This window comes from Branchiibius cervicis, assembly GCF_042661605.1.
Classification (GTDB): domain Bacteria; phylum Actinomycetota; class Actinomycetes; order Actinomycetales; family Dermatophilaceae; genus Branchiibius; species Branchiibius cervicis.
On the sequence record NZ_JBHSWJ010000002.1, the window covers coordinates 1,079,082 to 1,097,200 of the forward strand.

Annotated in this window: 12 protein-coding genes and 4 pseudogenes; 10 read left to right on the forward strand and 6 right to left on the reverse strand. The window is 69.0% G+C overall.

The window, feature by feature from the left end; genetic code table 11:
• Nucleotides 1-154: 154 nt before the first annotated feature.
• Nucleotides 155-2,611: an FtsK/SpoIIIE family DNA translocase gene (locus tag ACFQBT_RS05825; protein ID WP_377825377.1), complete on the forward strand. Its 2,457-nt coding sequence runs from the start codon at nucleotides 155-157 to the stop codon at nucleotides 2,609-2,611.
• Entirely contained in the window at nucleotides 2,608-3,108 is a 501-nt protein-coding gene (locus ACFQBT_RS05830; protein WP_377821083.1) for a hypothetical protein, read from the forward strand. Before ACFQBT_RS05825 ends, ACFQBT_RS05830 begins: the two co-directional genes overlap by 4 nt.
• Here the strand turns inward: ACFQBT_RS05830 and ACFQBT_RS05835 are convergent.
• Nucleotides 3,090-4,247, reverse strand: coding sequence for a dipeptidase (locus ACFQBT_RS05835; RefSeq protein ID WP_377821085.1), 1,158 nt, complete (start codon nucleotides 4,245-4,247; stop codon nucleotides 3,090-3,092). The genes ACFQBT_RS05830 and ACFQBT_RS05835 overlap by 19 nt on opposite strands.
• A 100-nt stretch (nucleotides 4,248-4,347) precedes the next feature.
• Between ACFQBT_RS05835 and rimO the strand changes: the two genes are divergently transcribed.
• The 4 genes from rimO (at nucleotide 4,348) to ACFQBT_RS05855 (ending at nucleotide 7,401) form a co-directional block, all read left to right on the forward strand.
• On the forward strand, nucleotides 4,348-5,805 hold the full coding sequence (gene rimO, locus ACFQBT_RS05840) for a 30S ribosomal protein S12 methylthiotransferase RimO (protein WP_377825379.1): 1,458 nt from the start codon (nucleotides 4,348-4,350) through the stop codon (nucleotides 5,803-5,805).
• Complete coding sequence (pgsA, locus tag ACFQBT_RS05845) at nucleotides 5,802-6,512, forward strand: CDP-diacylglycerol--glycerol-3-phosphate 3-phosphatidyltransferase (RefSeq protein ID WP_377821086.1); 711 nt, start codon at nucleotides 5,802-5,804, stop codon at nucleotides 6,510-6,512. Before rimO ends, pgsA begins: the two co-directional genes overlap by 4 nt.
• A complete protein-coding gene (locus tag ACFQBT_RS05850) occupies nucleotides 6,509-6,982 on the forward strand; it encodes a CinA family protein (protein ID WP_377821088.1) in 474 nt (157 codons plus the stop codon). Before pgsA ends, ACFQBT_RS05850 begins: the two co-directional genes overlap by 4 nt.
• Nucleotides 6,983-7,113: 131 nt before the next feature.
• Nucleotides 7,114-7,401 carry a helix-turn-helix domain-containing protein gene (locus ACFQBT_RS05855; protein WP_377821089.1) on the forward strand — a complete coding sequence of 96 codons (288 nt, stop codon included), beginning with the start codon at nucleotides 7,114-7,116 and terminating at the stop codon, nucleotides 7,399-7,401.
• Between the two features lie 74 nt (nucleotides 7,402-7,475).
• Here the strand turns inward: ACFQBT_RS05855 and ACFQBT_RS05860 are convergent, their stop codons facing one another.
• The 5 genes and pseudogenes from ACFQBT_RS05860 to ACFQBT_RS05880 all read right to left on the reverse strand — a co-directional run bounded on the left by ACFQBT_RS05860 (nucleotide 7,476) and on the right by ACFQBT_RS05880 (nucleotide 15,041).
• A complete protein-coding gene (locus ACFQBT_RS05860; protein WP_377821091.1) occupies nucleotides 7,476-7,721 on the reverse strand; it encodes a hypothetical protein in 246 nt (81 codons plus the stop codon).
• An 11-nt stretch (nucleotides 7,722-7,732) separates the two neighbouring features.
• Entirely contained in the window at nucleotides 7,733-8,329 is a 597-nt protein-coding gene (locus tag ACFQBT_RS05865; RefSeq protein ID WP_377821094.1) for a DNA-formamidopyrimidine glycosylase family protein, read from the reverse strand.
• Nucleotides 8,330-8,333: 4 nt separating this feature from the next.
• Nucleotides 8,334-13,003 (reverse strand): annotated as a pseudogene (locus tag ACFQBT_RS05870) (ATP-dependent helicase).
• A 57-nt stretch (nucleotides 13,004-13,060) separates the two neighbouring features.
• Nucleotides 13,061-14,082: pseudogene (locus ACFQBT_RS05875) on the reverse strand (agmatine deiminase family protein).
• Complete coding sequence (locus ACFQBT_RS05880; protein ID WP_377821096.1) at nucleotides 14,082-15,041, reverse strand: nitrilase-related carbon-nitrogen hydrolase; 960 nt, start codon at nucleotides 15,039-15,041, stop codon at nucleotides 14,082-14,084. Before ACFQBT_RS05880 ends, ACFQBT_RS05875 begins: the two are co-directional and overlap by 1 nt.
• 66 nt (nucleotides 15,042-15,107) lie before the next feature.
• Here ACFQBT_RS05880 and ACFQBT_RS05885 point away from each other — a divergent pair, with 66 nt between their 5' ends.
• From ACFQBT_RS05885 to ACFQBT_RS05900, 4 genes and pseudogenes are all read left to right on the forward strand, one after another.
• Entirely contained in the window at nucleotides 15,108-15,338 is a 231-nt protein-coding gene (locus ACFQBT_RS05885; RefSeq protein ID WP_377821098.1) for a DUF3046 domain-containing protein, read from the forward strand.
• On the forward strand, nucleotides 15,339-16,142 hold the full coding sequence (locus ACFQBT_RS05890; RefSeq protein ID WP_377821100.1) for a transglutaminase-like domain-containing protein: 804 nt from the start codon (nucleotides 15,339-15,341) through the stop codon (nucleotides 16,140-16,142).
• A 265-nt stretch (nucleotides 16,143-16,407) separates the two neighbouring features.
• Nucleotides 16,408-17,037: pseudogene (gene recA, locus ACFQBT_RS05895) on the forward strand (recombinase RecA); the annotation flags it as partial.
• Nucleotides 17,029-18,102, forward strand: a pseudogene (locus tag ACFQBT_RS05900) (intein-containing recombinase RecA); the annotation flags it as partial. The pseudogenes recA and ACFQBT_RS05900, both read left to right, overlap by 9 nt.
• Between the last annotated feature and the right edge of the window lie 17 nt (nucleotides 18,103-18,119).

The window sequence follows — 18,119 nt, forward strand, 5'->3', positions numbered from 1 at the left end:
CAAGAGCCGGGCTCGTAGCTCGAGCGGCAAATCAGCAAGCGCCCGATCCGCACGCCCCGCAGCCAGGGCACCGCGGGCCTCGGCGCCGGCCAGTCGCACCAAGGCACGCAACGGCGGAATGCCGATGCCGGTGCGCGCCGTGCGGTCGGCCTGGATGGGGGTCTCCCATGCGGCCGGCGGAACGGCGCGCAGTGTGGCGATGTCCGGTCGCGAAGTCGGTCCCGAGCAGCGCCGCGACGGCCTGGGCTTCCTGCTCATCGCATTCGCCATCGTGGTCGCGCTGCGTGAATGGTGGGGCGTCAGCGGCACTTTCGGCGATGCCGTCTACGCCGTCGTCGCCGGCACCTTCGGCATGGTGGCGCTCGCCCTGCCCATCATCCTGGTGCTGCTGGGCGGTCACCTGCTGCGTTCGCCCAAGGGTCACCCGGCCACGCACCGGGTACTGATCGGCCTGGCGCTGTTCCTGGCCGGAATCTGCGGCTTGATCAGCACCGTCAAGGGCATTCCGGCTCCCGCGATGACCGACGACATCCGCACGGCCGGCGGCATGGTCGGCTTCCTGGCCTCCAGTCCGATCGCGGCGGCCATCGGCTCCTGGGGCACCGCGGCCGTGCTGGCCGTCGTCACGGTCTTCGGGGTGCTGGTCATGACGGCGACCCCGGTGCGGGCGGTGCCGACGCGTATCCAGCACACCTACCGCTGGTTGATGGGTCAGCACGGCTCGGAGGAGGACACCGACGGTCCGATCGACGCTGTGGCACAGGACCTGCACGGTGACCAGATCGACGGTCAGCGCCCCAGGAAGCGGGGACGCCGGCGTACGGCGCCCGATGAGCCGGGACTGGACGGCGACGAAGCCTTCGAGCAGGCCGCCCAGGTGCACCACGGCTCGCCCAAGGCCGGCCCGGCGCCGCTGCCGGAACGCACCGCAGCCGACGGCCGGGTCCTGCGCCCGGGGGAGAAGGCAGCACCGGCTCCGGTCGATGCCACCCCGCCGCTGGAGGCACCCCCGGTAGCGCCCATCCCGCAACGCGTCGAGCAACTCGCGCTCGGCGGGGACGTCACCTACACCCTGCCGGCCAACCAGATCCTGCAACCCGGCACGCCGCCCAAGTCGCGCTCGGCCGCCAACGACCGCGTCGTCGAGGCACTGCGGGCGACCCTGGAATCCTTCGACGTGGACGCTCAGGTCACCGGCTTCACCCGGGGCCCGACGGTCACCCGCTACGAGGTCGAACTCGGCTCCGGGACCAAGGTCGAGCGGGTCACCGCGTTGTCCAAGAACATCGCGTACGCCGTGGCGTCGGCCGACGTGCGGATCCTGTCGCCGATCCCGGGCAAGTCCGCGATCGGTATCGAGATCCCCAACACCGATCGCGAGAAGGTCAGCCTCGGCGACGTACTGCGCAGCCAGGCGGCGCGCAGCAACGAGCACCCCATGGTGATGGGCGTCGGCAAGGACGTCGAGGGCGGGTACGTCGTGGCCAACCTGGCCAAGATGCCGCACCTTCTCGTCGCGGGAGCGACCGGCGCCGGCAAGTCCAGCTTCGTGAACTCGATGATCGTCTCGATCATGATGCGTGCGACCCCCGAAGAGGTCCGCATGGTGCTGGTGGACCCCAAGCGGGTTGAACTGACTGCGTACGAGGGCATTCCGCACCTGATCACGCCGATCATCACCAACCCGAAGAAGGCAGCAGAGGCCCTGCAATGGGTGGTGCGGGAGATGGACACCCGCTACGACGACCTGGCTGCGTTCGGCTTCAAACACGTCGACGACTTCAACAAGGCGGTGCGCGCGGGCAAGGTCACGCTTCCCCCGGACAGTAAGCGCAACCTGCAGCCTTACCCGTATCTGCTGGTCGTCGTCGACGAGCTCGCGGACCTGATGATGGTGGCCCCGCGCGACGTCGAAGAATCGATCGTGCGGATCACGCAGTTGGCCCGAGCCGCCGGCATCCACCTGGTGCTTGCGACCCAGCGCCCCTCGGTCGATGTGGTGACCGGTCTGATCAAGGCCAACGTGCCCTCCCGGATGGCGTTCGCGACCTCGTCCCTGGCCGACTCGCGGGTCGTGCTCGACCAGCCCGGCGCGGAGAAGCTGATCGGCCAGGGTGACGCTCTGTTCCTGCCGATGGGTGCATCCAAGCCCATCCGCGTACAGGGGGCGTGGGTCACCGAAACCGAGGTGCACGAGGTCGTCGCGCACGTCAAGGGTCAGCTGCAGGCGCACTACCGCGACGACGTCACGGTCGTTGCCCCGAAGAAGCAGATCGACGAAGAAGTCGGTGACGACCTCGACCTGATGCTGCAGGCCGCCGAGCTGATCGTCACCACCCAGTTCGGTTCGACCTCAATGCTCCAGCGCAAGCTGCGGGTCGGTTTCGCCAAGGCCGGACGACTGATGGATCTGCTCGAATCCCGCGGCGTGGTCGGTCCCTCCGAAGGGTCGAAGGCTCGTGACGTCCTGGTCAAGCCGGACGACCTTCCGACGACTCTGGCATTGTTGCGGGGTGAGGACGTGCCGGCCGCCGACGACGTGTACGACGCCGAGGCCTCCTCGGACGACGGATCCGAGGATGCGTGGAGTCTGACCGAGAACGGCCGGTGAGTCGTTGGGCCGGCGCTGTCGGCGTCGGTCTGACCGCCGGCCTGGCCGGGGCACTGTGCCTGGCCGCCTCCAGTCTGCTCGGATCGCTGCTGCAGCCCAACAACCTGGGCTGGTCGGGGCTGGTGCGAATGGCCACCCTGGTGATCTGGCCGTGGTCGGACAACGGTCACCCGCTGACCAACTTCCTGGTCGCCCTGGCCATCGTCCTGCTGGTCCCCGTCATCCTGGTGTCACCGGCAGCGCGCGAGATCGCCCCCGGGCGGGCCGGGTACACCATGATGTGGGCGGCGTGGGGGGCAGTGTTGGTCGCCGGTGCGCTCGCGGGAGCGGCCGCGGTCATCATCTCGGCAGCGGGTTCGCCGGGCAGTTCAGGCTTCGATGTCCTGCCCTCGGGGCTGCAGGCCGGGGCCGGGTGGGCTCTGCTGGTGGGTTGGATCCCGGCGCTGATCGCGTCCGGTGTGCACGCCGGCCGGCTGCGTCAGTCCGCCGCCGGCTGATACCGCACCAGGCTCGGCGGCTCGGTGGCCTGTAGGTCCTCGGCAACCTGCTCCGCCTCCGTCAGGACCCGCAAGATGTTGCCGTTGGCCAGCTTCGCGAGGTCGGCTTCGGACCAGCCCTTCTCGCGCAGAGCGGCCAGCAGCCGGGCGTAGCCGCTGACGTCCTCCAGGCCGTCCGGGAGTCGGTCCACGCCGTCGTAGTCGCCGCCGAGACCGACGTGGTCGACACCAGCGACCTCGCGCAGGTGCTGCAGGTGGGCGACGACGTCGGCGATGGTCGCACGCGGTGCGGGCCGGTCGTGCTGCCACTGGTCGCGGAACGCCTGCAGGGCGTCGGTGTCCGCCGCATCGATCCCCGAGGCGGCCGTCGCCTCCTTCATTTGCTGGTCGTAGGCCATGACGTCGGGGGAGACGAACACTGGCACGAAAGTGGCCATGACGACGCCGCCGTTGTCCGGAATTCGCTCCAGAACGTCGTCGGGCACATTGCGCGGATGATCGCACAGAGCTCGCGCGCTGGAGTGGGAGAAGATCACCGGGGCGCGGGTGGCATCGAGCGCGGCGTGCATCGTGTTCGCGGCGACGTGCGACAGGTCGACCAGCATGCCGATCCGGTTCATCTCACGCACCACCTCGACCCCGAAGGACGTCAGGCCGCCGGGTACTTCGACATCGGTGGCCGAGCCGGCCCAGGGCGTGTTGTCGTTGTGCGTCAGCGTCATGTACCGCACTCCGAGCACGTAGAGCATCCGCAGCGCGGCCAGTGAGGAATCGATCGACTGACCGCCCTCGGCCCCCAGGAGGCTGGCGATGCGGCCGTCTGCCAGAGCGGCCCGCACCTGCTCGGCGCTGCGCGCCAACTGCAGGTCGTCGTACCGTGCGATGAGTTGGTGCGCGGCATCGATCTGCTCGAGGGTCGCGGTCACGGCGGTCGCGCCGGGCAGGTCGGACGGGACGAACACCGACCAGAACTGTCCGCCCACGCCACCAGCCCGCAAGCGAGGGATGTCGGTGTGCGTGCGCCCGGTGGTGTCCCCGCCGACATCGAGCCGGCCGAAGTCGTACCCCACCTGCTCGCGGGCCTCCCACAGCAGGTCGTTGTGGCCATCGATGATCAGCAGTGACGAAGCGTCGGACATCCCGTCATTCGATCACAGCGCCGGTACTCGGTTCGACGGTTCGGAACCTGTGGATCGGCGCCATAGACTGGCGGGCGTGGTTTCTGGAGGCGTCGAGGAGATGACCGGTCGCAGCGTGGCGTTGGTGACCCTGGGCTGCGCACGCAACGAGGTCGACTCCGAGGAGCTGGCCGGCCGCCTGGCGGCCGAGGGGTGGCACCTTGTCGACGACGCCGCGCAGGCCGACGTCGCGGTCGTGAACACCTGCGGCTTCGTCGAGCAGGCCAAGAAGGACTCGATCGACGCCCTGCTGGAAGCCGGTGATCTGAAGGAGACCGGTCGCACCCAGGCAGTCGTGGCCGTGGGCTGCCTGGCTGAGCGCTACGGCAAGAACCTCGCCGAGCAGTTGCCCGAGGCCGATGCGGTGTTGGGTTTCGACAGCTACCAGGACATGTCATCGCATCTGCAGGCCATCCTTGCCGGGCATGCGCCGGCCGCGCACACCCCCGGTGACCGCCGCAAGCTGCTGCCCATCTCCCCGGCGGCCCGTCAGGACAGCGGTGTTTCACTGCCCGGTCACGGCGATGTGCGGGCCCCCGCGGCGCAGGTCGCGATCGAGTCGCCGGTCGCCGCGCCACGAGTGATCCGGGCCCGGCTCGACGGACGCCCCTGGGCACCTTTGAAGATCGCCTCCGGGTGCGACCGGCGGTGTGCGTTCTGCGCCATTCCGTCGTTCCGCGGCGCGTTCGTCTCCCGTCGGCCAGCCGATGTGCTGGCCGAGGCGCGCTGGCTGGGCCAGCACGACGTCCGGGAGATCTTCCTGGTCAGTGAGAACTCCACGTCCTATGGCAAGGATCTGGGCGATCTGCGTCTGTTGGACACGATGTTGCCGGAATTAACTGCGGTAGAAGGTATTTCGCGGGTTCGGGTGTCCTACTTACAACCTGCGGAGATCCGGCCCGATCTGCTGGAGGTGATGACCTCGACCCCGGGCGTGGTGCCCTATTTCGACATCTCCTTCCAACACGCGTCGGAGCCGTTGTTGCGTCGGATGCGTCGGTTCGGTTCGCGGGAGTCGTTCCTGTCGCTGCTTGCGGATGTACGCCGGCGCAGCCCCGAGGCGGGAATCCGCTCCAACGTGATCGTCGGATTCCCCGGCGAGACCGACGAAGACCTGTCCGAGCTGGAGCAATTCCTCACCCACGCCGACCTGGACGTCATCGGCGTGTTCGGCTACTCCGACGAGGACGGGACCGAAGCCGAGGGTTACGAGGGCAAGTTGCCCGAGCACGAGATCGCCTCCCGGGTGGCCCATTTCCAGGCGTTGGCCGATGAGTTGACCGCGCAGCGCGCCGCCGACCGCGTGGGCCAGCAGGTCGACGTACTCGTGGAATCCCTCGGCGACCCCGACGATCCGCAGGATCACGAGATCCGGGGTCGCGCCGGGCAACAGGGCCCGGACGTCGACGGCGAGACCATCCTCACCGGGCACGTGGCCGACCTTGCCGTGGGCGACATCGTGCGCGCCACCGTGATCGATACGGTCGGTATCGATCTGGTGGCGGAGCGGCGGGCGTGAACGAGCAGCGACCCCGTCGCGAACCGCTGACCGCCGAACAGATGCGGCAGCGGATCGAGGCGCACGCGCCGGCCCTCCAACCGGACCCGGCGTCGACGCCGCCGGACGACGTCAGCGTCTGGAACATCGCCAACGGGTTGACGATGTTGCGCATCCTGCTCGTGCCGCTGTTCGGCTGGTTGCTGCTGCACGACGGCGGCCACCAGACGTGGTGGCGAGTGGCCGCCTTCGGCGTCTTCGCGGTTGCTTCGATCACCGACCAGGTCGACGGTCACCTCGCTCGCTCCCGCAACCTGGTCACCGACTTCGGCAAGATGGCGGATCCGATCGCGGACAAGGCCCTCATGGGTACGGCGCTGGTCGGTTTGAGCATCATCGGTGCCCTGCCGTGGTGGCTGACCATCGTCATCCTGATCCGGGAGGTCGGCATCACCGTTCTGCGGCTCGTGGTCCTCAAACACGGGGTCCTCCCGGCCAGCCGCGGCGGGAAGTTGAAGACGCTCCTGCAGGCGGTGGCCATCGGATTGTTCGTGCTCCCGCTCAGCGGGTTCCTGCATGTCTTCGCGTGGATCGTCATGATTGCGGCGTTGGTCGTGACCGTGGTGACCGGGATCGATTATGTGTTCCGGGCGATGGCGCTGCGCTCCGGCGGCACCCCCGGATCGGCGTCGGGCCCGACGGCCCAGCACGGCAAGGCGGCGGCATGAGCACGGCATCCCGGGCCATCGCGCAGTTACAGGCCGCCGGTCTCTCGGTCGCTGTGGCCGAATCCTTGACCGGGGGCCTGGTGACCGCCGCACTGACCGCGGTTCCCGGTGCATCGGCGGTCGTCCGCGGCGGTGTCGTCAGCTATGCGACGGACACCAAGAGCAGTGTGCTGGGGGTGGACGATTTCCTCCTGCGGGCCGGCGGTCCGGTGCAGGCGGACGTGGCCCGGCAGATGGCGCACGGTGTCCGCCGGGTGCTGGGTGCCGATCTGGGTATCGCCACCACGGGGGTCGCCGGTCCCGATCCGCAAGGCATTGCCCCGGTCGGCCGGGTCTTCATCGCCGTCGCCTGGGAATCCGGCGACGACGTGCGGATCCTGTCCCTGAATGGATCCCGCGATGAGATCCGGGCAGCGACGGTCGAACGTGCGCTGGGCCTGTTGATCGACGCGGCGCGCGGCACGGCGTAACCCCCTCGGGAATGTCAGGGGTGGCGGCTACAGTTGATCCCATCGGGCCGGGCGGTCCGGTTCGACCCGAGGTGACCGGCCTCGGTTGGCTGTGACGACAGGGCCTCGTACCACGGGCAGGAGGTGACGCCATGATCGTGCTTCGGCGTGAGTTGGGTGATGTGTTGCGTCGCCTGCGCCAGAGCCAGGGGCGCACGCTGCGTGATGTGTCCGCGGCGGCGAGTGTCTCGCTGGGTTACCTCAGCGAGATCGAGCGCGGTGAGAAGGAAGCCTCGTCCGAGGTCTTGGCCATGATCTGCGACGCTCTGGATGTGCCCATGTCCGAGGCGTTGCTGCTGGTCTCGGATCGTGTGGCCGCGCTGGAGTCGTTGGTGCGGCTGCCGGTTCCGGCGGCAGCACCGGTCGTATCCGCCGCCTGATTCTCTCTCCGGTCGCGGGTCCCTGACGTGTGACGGATCCGTGACACGTGGCGGTGAGTCCAGTTCGCAGGGCTCTATCCGTAGCGTGTGCTGCGGGGGCTTGAACTCAGCGGCTGCTGTCGGCTGCCATCGTCAGTCGGACCCAGTCCGCCCTGGCAGCTGGGGCAGTAGAACATGGTGCGGTCCTGGGGCGGATCGCCGATCATGGCCACCCGCACCGTCCCACCGCACCGTAGGCACGGTCGGCCGCTGCGGGCATGCACCGCTGATTCCTCCAGGGTGGACACCTTCTCCATGACGTCGCGGATCGGCTGCTGCATCGATCGCTGCATCATGTGGCGGGCGCTGGCCAGGATGGCTCCGACGTCGCTGTCGGCCGCCCGCTGCCAGGGCGGGTCCGGGTGGCGAAGAGCGATTCAGCTGCGAACATCGTGCCGATCCCGGCGACGTTGCGTTGATCCAGCAGAGCCGATCCGATCGTGCGATCGCCGTCGGCCAGCAGATTGCTCGACGCACGGCTCGTATCGAAGTCCTCGGCCAGGATGTCCGGTCCCAGATGGCCCACGACGCGGTCTTCGTCGGCCGTGGCCAGGAGTTCGAGCATGCCCAGTCGGTAGCCGATCGCGGCCCACTGCTCGTCGGCGACGATGGCTCGGATGTCTGCGCGCCGGGCCACTGCCGGGGTGACCTGCACGGTGGGCCGGATCCGCCACGAACCTTCCATCCGCAGATGCGTGTGCAGCGTGATTCCACCGCCGATGCGGTGCAACAGATGCTTGCCGCGGGCGCGGACCTCCAGCGTCTCGCGGCCGCGCAGTTCGACGCCGGGCACGTTGGGCCAGCGCAGGTCCACCCCCACCAACGGCCGACCGGACAGTGCCGCGTGCAAACGGTCGGCGGTCTTGTGGACGACGTCTCCTTCGGGCACCGGTTCAGGTCCGGATCCGCAGGCCGCGCGGCGTGACATGGAAGCCGGCATCCGCCAGCGCGGCCGCCAGCGGATGCTCCGATCCCAGCACCGGATCGCCGTCCGCGGATCGCACCGTGAGCGGGCCGAGGGCACCCTCGCGCACCGCCAGGGCAAGCGCATCGGCGGCGGCGCGCAGATCCGCGGGTTCCTCGGAGTAGGACAAGAACGTCCGGCCGCCGCGCTCCACGTAGAGGATCAAGGCGCCGTCGACCAGCACCACCAATGCTCCCGCCTTCCGCCCCGGTTTGTGACCGGACCGGGCCGGTTTGGCCAGGTCGTCGTCGGCAGGGTCGGCACTGCGATCCGGCCACGCAAGAGCGGCGCCGTAGGGGTTGGCGGGGTCCGCGGCCGCCAGCACGAGGGTGCGTCCTTGGTCGACCGGCGCCGGGTTGTCCCACGGATTGCGTGTGATACCAACGGGTTTGCTTGATGCCCGGAGTCGGTCGACCGCACCGCCGGACGCGAACTGGGCGGCGCCGAGCCCTTCGATGAAATATCCCCGCCGGACCCGGCCGGCTTCCTCAGCCGCCGCCAGGACGCGGTAGACGCCCGCGAAACCGCCCTCGACACCTTCTGCGGTCACGGACCCGCGGGTGACCACGCCGTAGCGGTCGAGCAGGACCTCCGCGCGCGCCAGCATCCGGGCGGTGGGATTCGGATCGGGAGCTGGGAGCAGCGTCCACCGGCCGACTGCGTCCGGGGGCGTGACCGCGCCGCCGGCCAGCGCCGAACCCAGGGAGATGCCGCCGGGCCGGCCGTACCTGGCCCGCCGCGGGCCCCGGCTGCGCGACCGGTGGGCAGGTCGGCCGTTGCCGAGGCGTGCTCGCAGCGCAGCGATCGTGTCGCCGCTGACCTCACCGGCCCAGACCAGATCCCACAACGCCGTCATGAGCTCCTTCTCGCTCACGCGCTCCTGCCCGCCCCGGCGTACGGCCTCCAGCAACGGCCGGAAGAAGAACGCGCCGCCGCCGGCAAGAGCGTGGCGAATCGCGTCGTGCAGCGGGCCGTCCGCACCGCCGTCACCGGGCAGGAGGGTCAACGTCGCCGCATCGGCGAGGTGCAACGAGACCCATCCGTCGTCTCCGGGGAGGGCGGCGTGCCCCTGCCACAGCACGTCCCCGGTGGACATTGCTTCGTCGAGCATGGCCGGGGAGTAGCCGGCCACGCGGGCGGGCAGGACCAGGGTTTCCAGGGCGCTGGCCGGTAACCGGGCGCCAGCCAGTTGCTCGACTGCTCGGAACAATCCGTCCATCCCGCGCTGGCCCGAGCCCAGACCCTGCCAGGCCGGCAGGAACCGGGCGAAGTCCTGGGCCGGGACCGGCTCGACCTCGGCCCGCAGACTCGCCAGCGATCGCCGTCGCAACAGTCGCAGCACCTGCGGGTCACACAGGTCCAGGCGCCCGGTGGCCGCCTCCGGGCGTAGCTCTCCCTCGACCAGGCGTCCCTCGCCGACCAGGCGGCGGCAGCCCGCACTGGCCACGGCGCGGCCAAGCCCGAAGTGCTGTGCGATCTGGTCGACCCCGAACGGTCCATGGGTGCGCGCGTAGCGAGCCAGCAGATCGCCCAACGGGTCCGGCACGCTGTCGGTGAAGGCGGTGGCGATACCGGGCGGCAACCCGACACCGAGCGCGTCCCGCAGCCGGCCGGCGTCCTCGATGGCCGCGTAGTGCTCGATCCCGCTCCACCGGGCCCGGAACACCTGCCGGGTCCGCTCCAGCTCCTGCAGCCATTGCGGCACTTGGTCGCGGATCTCGGCCACGGTCCGGGCGGCGATCTCATCGTCCGGGAGCGGACCGAGAGCTCGCAGCAGATCCACGACGTCCTCGGCGTGCCTGGCGCCGCGCTCGGGAGTGAGCCGTTGCAGCTCCTGCTCGGTCGCCGCGAGCACCTGCGGATCGAGCAGATCCCGCAGCGCCGCGCCTTCACCGTGGCCCAGCAGATCGGCCAGTAGCGACGGATCCATCGCGAGGGCTGCGGCTCGCCGCTCCGCCAGCGGTGAGTCGCCCTCGTAGAGGAACTGCGCGACGTACCCGAAGAGCAGACTGCGTGCGAAGGGTGACGCGCTCGGGGTGTCGATCTGGGCCACGCGCACCCGCCGGGAGCCGATGTCGCGCATCAGACCGGTCAAGGCGGGGACGTCAAAAACGTCCTGCACGACCTCGCGGACGGCTTCCAGGATGATCGGGAAGGACGGGTAGCGGGAGGCGACCTCCAGAAGTTGGGCGGAGCGTTGCCGTTGTTGCCACAGAGCCTGTCGACGACCGGGCTGGCGGCGGGGGATGAGCAGGGCGCGTGCGGCGCACTCCCTGAAGCGCGACGCGAACAGGGCTGAACCGCCGATCTCGCGGGTGACCATCTCCGCTACCTCGTCGGGGTCCAGGATGATCGCATCCAGCAACCGTTGACCGACGGGCTGATCGCCCTCCTCGATCTCGAAGTCCAGCATCCGCAGCACGATCCCGTCGTCGCCGTGCATCGCTTGGACCTCCAGACCGAACTGCTCGCGCAGCCGGGCGGAGATGGCCAGGGCCCACGGCGCGTGGATCTGGGCGCCGTACGGCGAGTGGATGACGATGCGCCAATCGCCCAGTTCGTCCCGGAAGCGTTCGACGACGATCTGCCGATCGGTGGGCAGCTGGCCGGTCGCTTCGTGCTGCTCGTGCAGATAGGCCAGCAGGTTGTCCGAGGCCCAGTCGTCCAGGCCGGCCGCGCGCAACTGGTCCCGGGCGCTGGCGTTGTCCTGTGCACCGACCGTTCGGACGAATTCGCCCACCGCGCGGCCCAATTCGGCGGGCCGGCCCAAAGTGTCGCCCTTCCAGAACGGCAGCTTGCCCGGCTGTCCCGGGGCGGGGGAGACCAGCACCTGGTCGTGGGTGATGTCTTCGATGCGCCAGCTGCTGGTGCCGAGGGTGAAGACGTCCCCGACCCGCGACTCGTAGACCATCTCCTCGTCCAGCTCGCCCACGCGCCGGCCCGGTCCGGTTCCCGAAGCCAGGAACACGCCGTAGAGGCCGCGGTCGGGGATGGTGCCCCCGCTGGTCACGGCCAGCCGCTGCGCACCGCGACGCCCGGACAACGTCCCGGCGATCCGGTCCCACACCAACCGTGCCCGCAGCTCGGCGAATTCGTCGCTCGGGTACCGGCCGGACAGCATGTCCAGGACCGACTCCAGCAAGGGCCGCGCCAGCGTCGCGAAGGACGCGGTCCGGCGCACCACCCGCTCCAGGTCATCGACCAGCCAGTCGTCCATGGCGCACATCGCCACGATCTGCTGCGCGAGCACGTCCAGTGGGTTGGCGGGCACGTGCAACGCCTCGATCTGACCGGTGCGCATGCGCTGTGCCACGACGGTGGTCTGCAGCAGGTCGCCGCGGAACTTGGGGAAGAGCACGCCGTGGGAGGTGGCACCCACCTGGTGGCCGGCCCGGCCCACGCGCTGCAGGCCGCTGGCCACGCTGGGCGGTGATTCGACCTGGATGACCAGGTCGACCGCGCCCATGTCGATCCCCAGCTCGAGCGAACTCGTCGCGACCACGGCAGGCAGATCGCCGCGTTTGAGCGCGTCCTCGATCTCACCGCGCTGCTCCTTGCTGACCGAGCCGTGGTGCGCCCGGGCGAGCACGGGCGGCGCACCCCTGGACGCGCCCGCTTGGGCCATGACCTGTGCGGGTGGCCCCGAAATCTCCTGTGCCGCATCGGGATCCAGGCGCTCGGCCCAGATCTCGTTGAGGCGCGCGGTGAGGCGTTCGGCCAGTCGCCGGGAGTTGGCGAAGATCAGGGTGCTGCGGTGCTCGGCCACGAGATCGACGATGCGTTCCTCGACGTGCGGCCAGATCGACGTACGCTCCACCGGCCCGGCGGCGGCACCGGACAGGTCGCCGGTGACCTGGCCCAGCTCGGACATGTCGGGGACCGGGACGACCACCTCCAGGTCCCAGGACTTCTCGATCGGTGGTTGGACGATGCTGACCGGCCGGCCGCCGGACAGGTAGCGGGCCACCTCCTCCACCGGCCGCACGGTCGCCGACAGACCGACCCGTTGTGCGGGGGTCTCCAGCAGCTCATCAAGTCGTTCGAGGGACAACGCGAGGTGGGCGCCGCGTTTGGTGCCAGCGACCGCGTGGATCTCGTCGATGATCACCGTCTGCACCCCGCACAGGGACTCGCGGGCGGCGGAGGTCAGCAGCAGGAAGAGCGACTCGGGGGTGGTGATGAGTACGTCGGCGGGTGTCTTGGCGAAGACCCGTCGATCCTGTGCGGTGGTGTCACCGGAACGCACGGCGACCGTGATGTCGGGCTCCTGCTCACCCAGGCGGGTGGCGGCGTGGGTGATCCCGACCAGGGGTGAGCGAAGGTTGCGTTCGACATCGACCGCGAGCGCCTTCATCGGCGAGATGTAGAGGATCCGGCAGCGCCGCTGCGGATCCTCCGGCACGCCCTCGGCGGCGAGGCGATCCAGCGACCACAGGAACGCCGACAGGGTCTTGCCCGAACCCGTCGGGGCCACGACCAGGGTGTGCTGGCCGCTGCTGATGGCCTCCCACGAACCGGCCTGGGCCGCGGTGGGCGCGCTGAACGTCCCCTCGAACCAGGCGCGGGTCGCGGGGAGAAGCGGTCAAGGACGTCAGCCATCACCGATCAGGGTGTCACGCGGCACCGACAACCTCACCCTCGATGGCGGCGCGCGGGTCAACCCGCCGAGGGCTCCTGCTGGGTGATGCAGTGGATACCGCCGCCGCGGGCGAACAGCTCGCGAGCGTCGACACCCATGACCTCACGGCCCGGGTAGACCTCCTCGAGGATGTCCAGTGCCCGGTCGTCGTTGGCGTCGTCGAAGATGCAGGCCACGACACCGCCGTTGACGACCAGATGGTTGACGTACGACCAGTCGTTGGGGCCCTCCTCGTCGTAGCCTGTGGCCGGCGCGGGGATGCGGACGATCTCCAGGGATCGGCCCCGTGAATCCGTTGCCCCGGCGAGGACGTCGATGACCTGTTGCGTCACGGCATGGTCGGGATGCGACGGATCCTCCTGGTCGTGCACCAGCACCACGCCGGGGAGGGGAAGGTGGCCACGATATCGACGTGCCCGCGGGTCCCGAACTCGCCGTAGTCACGGGTCAGGCCGCGCGGTAACCAGATGAAGGTGTCCACGCCGAGTGTCCGCGCGAACTCCGCCTCGATGTCTGCCTTGGTGAGCGATGGGTTGCGACCGGGGTCCAGCTGGACCGTCTCGGTGAGAAGTACGGTTCCCTCGCCGTCGACGTGAAAACCACCGCCCTCGTTGACGATCCGCGACTCGATGCGTTCGGCGAAGGCCTGCGCCGCGACCGTTGCCGCGACCCGTGAGTCATGGGACCACGACGCCCATGACTGCCCGCCCCAGCCGTTGAAGACCCAGTCGACGGCCCCCAGGCGCCCACCGGCGCCGAGCACGAACGTCGGCCCGATGTCGCGCATCCACGCATCGTCCAGTTCGGTTTCGATGAGGTCGATGCCGGCGTCGAGAAGTTCCCGGGCCACCTGCGCGTCGTCATGGGTGACCAGCATCGTGACCGGCTCGAAGACCGACACGGCGTTCGCGACCGCCGCCCAGGTGGCCCGGGCGATCTCGGCGTCCTCTTGTGTGTCACCCAAGGTGTACCCGGCCGACGGGAAAGCCATCCAGGTGCGCCGGTGCGGCGCGGTCTCCGGCGGCATGAACCACGACATCAGGTGTCCGTCCGTTGGTGTTCGGGCCGCACCGGAGCGGCCAGATCGGCGTACGTGTCGGGGCGTCTGGTGGCCAGGAACGGAAACAGATCCAGCCAGTCGGCCCGCTGCGCCAGGTCCAGGTCGGCGACCAGGACGGCCTGCTCGTCGCGCGGAGCCTGCACGAGAATCCGGCCGTAGGGGTCGGCGATGAAGGAACTGCCGTAGAAGCTGATCAGGCCCTCGGTTCCGGTGCGGTTGGGGACGATCACGAACAGCCCGTTGGCGATGGCGTGTCCAACGATCGTGGCCTGCCACAGCGGTTCGGTGTCGAACTCCGGGTGATCAGGTTCGGAGCCGATGGCCGTCGGGTAGACCAGCACATCGGCCCCACCGAGGGCGTAACTGCGCGCCACCTCCGGGAACCACTCGTCCCAGCACGTGGGCAGGCCCAGGTTCATCGCCGTGTCCGGTAGCGACACCACCGGATAGGCGTCATCGGCCGGACCGGGACGGAAGTACTTGTCCTCGTAGTAACCGGCCGTTACCGGGATGTGCGTCTTGCGGGTGCGGGCGAGCAGGCGCCCGTCCGGGCCGACCAGGATGGCGGTGTTGAGGCCGAGGCCGTCGTCGGCGTCCGCCTTCTCGTACAGCGAGGCGTGTACGAAGATGCCCAGATCCGTGGCGGTGTCGCGGGCGAAGGTGATGGTCGGCCCATCGGTGAGTGACTCTGCGGTGGCGCTGGGCACCCCGGTGGGCAACGTGTCCGCCGGGTAGCGCGACAGCGTGAGTTCGGGCAGGAAGACGTACGTCGCGCCGGCGCCGGCCGCTTGCTCGATCCCTCCGCGCAGCGTCGCCTTGAGGTGATCCGCATCGGGGTCCCATGCGTGCTGCACCAGCCCCACCCGGACGGTGGGTCGACGCGGCTCGTGCACACGGGACAGGGAGGGGAGGGGGCCGTCAGCCACGATCAACTGCATGGGCAGCAATGTACGGTGCCTGCCCCCGTGGGGGCACCGGTTCGGTGTGCCTGGAACAATGAGGCGGTGCGCACCAGCGAGTTCTGGCGGTTGATGAACGACGAGTTCGGCGACGCCTACGCCCGGACTCTGGCCTCCGGCCACCACCTGCACGCGCTGGGCGATCGCACCGTCATGGTCGCCCTGGACGACGGCGTCCGACCCAAGGAGGTGTGGGCGGCGCTGTGTGACGACCTGGACATTCCCCCCGAGCGCCGCTTCGGGCGGGACCTGCCCCTTCGCGAGAGAGACGTCTAGATGCAACGCACTGTCACCGCTGCTCTGTCCCTGCAAGCCGCCGCGCCCGCCCGTCTGGTGCTGGCCGTCGCGGTCGCCCGGTGCCCCGGTCTGGAGATCGACGACCACCTCGACATCCGGTCCGGTGACCAGACACTGCAGGCGCAGGAAGTCGCCACGGCCCACTACGGCGTACGTCACGTCGTCGATCTGCCCGCGGGGGACATCACGATCCACTACGACGCGAGCGTGAACGGCGCCGAGGAGTACGCCGATGAGGGCGTCGCGGAGCAACTGAACCATTTGGTGCCCTCCCGCTACGCCGAGTCCGACGCGCTGTTCGGGACGGCGGCGGAGTTGTTCGAGGGACGAAGCGGGTCCGACCTGGTGATCGGGGTGGCGGACTGGGTCAGGGGACGTACGGCGTACATCGGCGGCTCGTCGCGACCGACCGACGGTGCCCTGGACACGTTCCTGCAGCGCACCGGCGTCTGCCGGGACTTCGCCCACCTGACGGTCGCCGCTCTGCGCGCCCGCGACGTACCCGCCCGGCTGGTCGCGGTCTACGCGCCCGGATTGTCGCCGATGGATTTCCACGCCGTCGCCGAGGCCTACGTCGACGAGCAGTGGTGGTGCCTGGACTCCACCGGCCTGGCCCCTCGTCAGTCGTTGCTGCGCATCGCCACCGGACGGGACGCGGCGGACACTTCGTTCATGTCGGTGTACGGCGGTCAGGTAACCCTCGGGGACATGGCGGTGACCGCGACGATGCAGCCCGCGCTGCCGCTGGACAACCACACGGGCATGGTGCAGTTGGGCCGATGAGAACGCCCGACACGCGGGCGGGGTGTCGTTCGTACGGATGTGCGAATGGTCGGTTAGGTTGTGGACAGGTGCTCCGCGACGGCCCGTTGTCCACACACGCAGGATCTTGTTCACGTGGTTGTCGGTGGTCGCACCTAGCGTCTGACCTATCGCGTCGTCGACGTCGTACCTTCGGGTTGCCGAGCAGCTTGAAGGGGACGGAGCGTGCCGATGCCGCAAGGGTCGCCGGTAGGCGCGACCCGATGAATGAGCCAAGGAGAGCCTGATGGCCGCAGCAACCGCGGATCCGCGTGACAACAAACTGAAGTCCCTCGACGCCGTCATGGCGCAGATCGAGAAGTCGCACGGTAAGGGCGCGGTCATGCGCCTGGGCGATGACATCCGTCCGCCGATCGAAGTGATCCCGACCGGGTCGATCGCCCTCGATGTCGCACTGGGCATCGGCGGCCTGCCGCGCGGCCGGGTCATCGAGATCTACGGCCCGGAGTCCAGCGGTAAGACCACCGTCGCACTGCACGCGGTCGCCAGTGCGCAGCGCAACGGCGGGATTGCCGCGTTCATCGACGCCGAGCACGCGCTGGACCCGGAGTACGCCAAGGCGCTCGGGGTCGACACCGACGCCCTGCTGGTCAGCCAACCGGACACCGGTGAGCAGGCCCTGGAGATCGCCGACATGCTGATCCGTTCCGGTTCGCTGGACATCATCGTGATCGACTCCGTTGCCGCGCTGGTGCCGCGTGCGGAGATCGAGGGCGAGATGGGCGATAGCCACGTCGGTCTGCAGGCCCGGTTGATGAGCCAGGCACTGCGCAAGATCACCGGTGCCCTGAACAACTCCGGCACGACCGCCATCTTCATCAACCAGTTGCGCGAGAAGATCGGCGTCATGTTCGGCTGCTTCTCCTATGGCACCAGAGTGACGTTGGCCGATGGCAGCCAGGAGAAGATCGGCAAGATCGTCAACCAGAAGATGGCTGTGGAGGTGCGAACCTACGATCCAGCTACGAACACCATCGTCAACCGGCCGATCACGAACTGGTTCGACAACGGCCCGGCCCAACGCTTTCTGCAGTTCAGCGTGGCGAAGTCCGGTGGCAACGGGAAGTCACAGTTCGCGGCGACCGAGAACCACTTGATCCGCACCCCGGGAGGCTGGCGCGAGGCAGGCGAGATCATCGCCGGTGACCGGGTCATGGTCAGCGAAACCGCACGCCTGAGCGACCAGCAGTGGCAGGTGATTCTGGGCGGTCTGATGGGGGACGGACACCTTGCGCCCAACACCCGGGGTCGCCGTGGCGTGCGCTACCGGATGGGTCATGCAGCGGCTCAGGTCGGTTATCTGGATTGGAAGAGCGAACTGCTGGGCAACATCGGTCAGACTCGTTCGGTTCGCCCCAATGGCGCTGTGCACGTGGACCTTTCGCCGCTGCCGGAGTTGTCCGAGCTTCGTGAGGTCGTCTACTGGGGTGACGGCAAGAAACACCTCAGCGAGGAGTACCTCAAGGCGCTGACGCCGTTGGCGCTGGCGATCTGGTACATGGACGATGGCTCGCTGGCCGTCCGGTCCAAGGGCGTGCAGGCGCGTACCGCTGGCGGTAGTGGGCGTGTCCAATTCTGTGTAGAGGCGCTGAGCTCAGGCTCACGGGACCGGTTGGTCGACTACCTGCGAGACACTCATGGGGTCGAGTGCTCGGTGCAACCCTCTGGTGCCCGCGCCAAGGCAGTACTGGCGATGACTCGGGCTGGTACCGACACTTTCCTGCAGTTGGTGGCCCCCTTTGTCCACCCGTCGATGGCCTACAAGCTGCTGCCGTCGTTGCAGGGCCGGTTCGAGGTGGCCCCGCAGTTCGTCGCGCCGCAAGAGGTGCTGATCCCTGCTCGCGTGCTCGATGTGCACGTCAAGCCGCCGACCCGCTCGATGCATCGGTTCGACATCGAGGTGGGAGGCACGCACAACTACTTCGTCGACGGGGTGAT

Coding starts and splice junctions, on each gene's coding strand:
- ACFQBT_RS05825 (WP_377825377.1), top strand. CDS start 155: ATGGGGGTCTCCCATGCGGCCGGCGGAACGGCGCGCAGTGTGGCGATG.
- ACFQBT_RS05835 (WP_377821085.1), bottom strand. CDS start 4,247: ATGTCCGACGCTTCGTCACTGCTGATCATCGATGGCCACAACGACCTG.
- rimO (WP_377825379.1), top strand. CDS start 4,348: ATGACCGGTCGCAGCGTGGCGTTGGTGACCCTGGGCTGCGCACGCAAC.
- ACFQBT_RS05850 (WP_377821088.1), top strand. CDS start 6,509: ATGAGCACGGCATCCCGGGCCATCGCGCAGTTACAGGCCGCCGGTCTC.
- ACFQBT_RS05855 (WP_377821089.1), top strand. CDS start 7,114: ATGATCGTGCTTCGGCGTGAGTTGGGTGATGTGTTGCGTCGCCTGCGC.
- ACFQBT_RS05860 (WP_377821091.1), bottom strand. CDS start 7,721: ATGCAGCAGCCGATCCGCGACGTCATGGAGAAGGTGTCCACCCTGGAG.
- ACFQBT_RS05880 (WP_377821096.1), bottom strand. CDS start 15,041: ATGCAGTTGATCGTGGCTGACGGCCCCCTCCCCTCCCTGTCCCGTGTG.
- ACFQBT_RS05890 (WP_377821100.1), top strand. CDS start 15,339: ATGCAACGCACTGTCACCGCTGCTCTGTCCCTGCAAGCCGCCGCGCCC.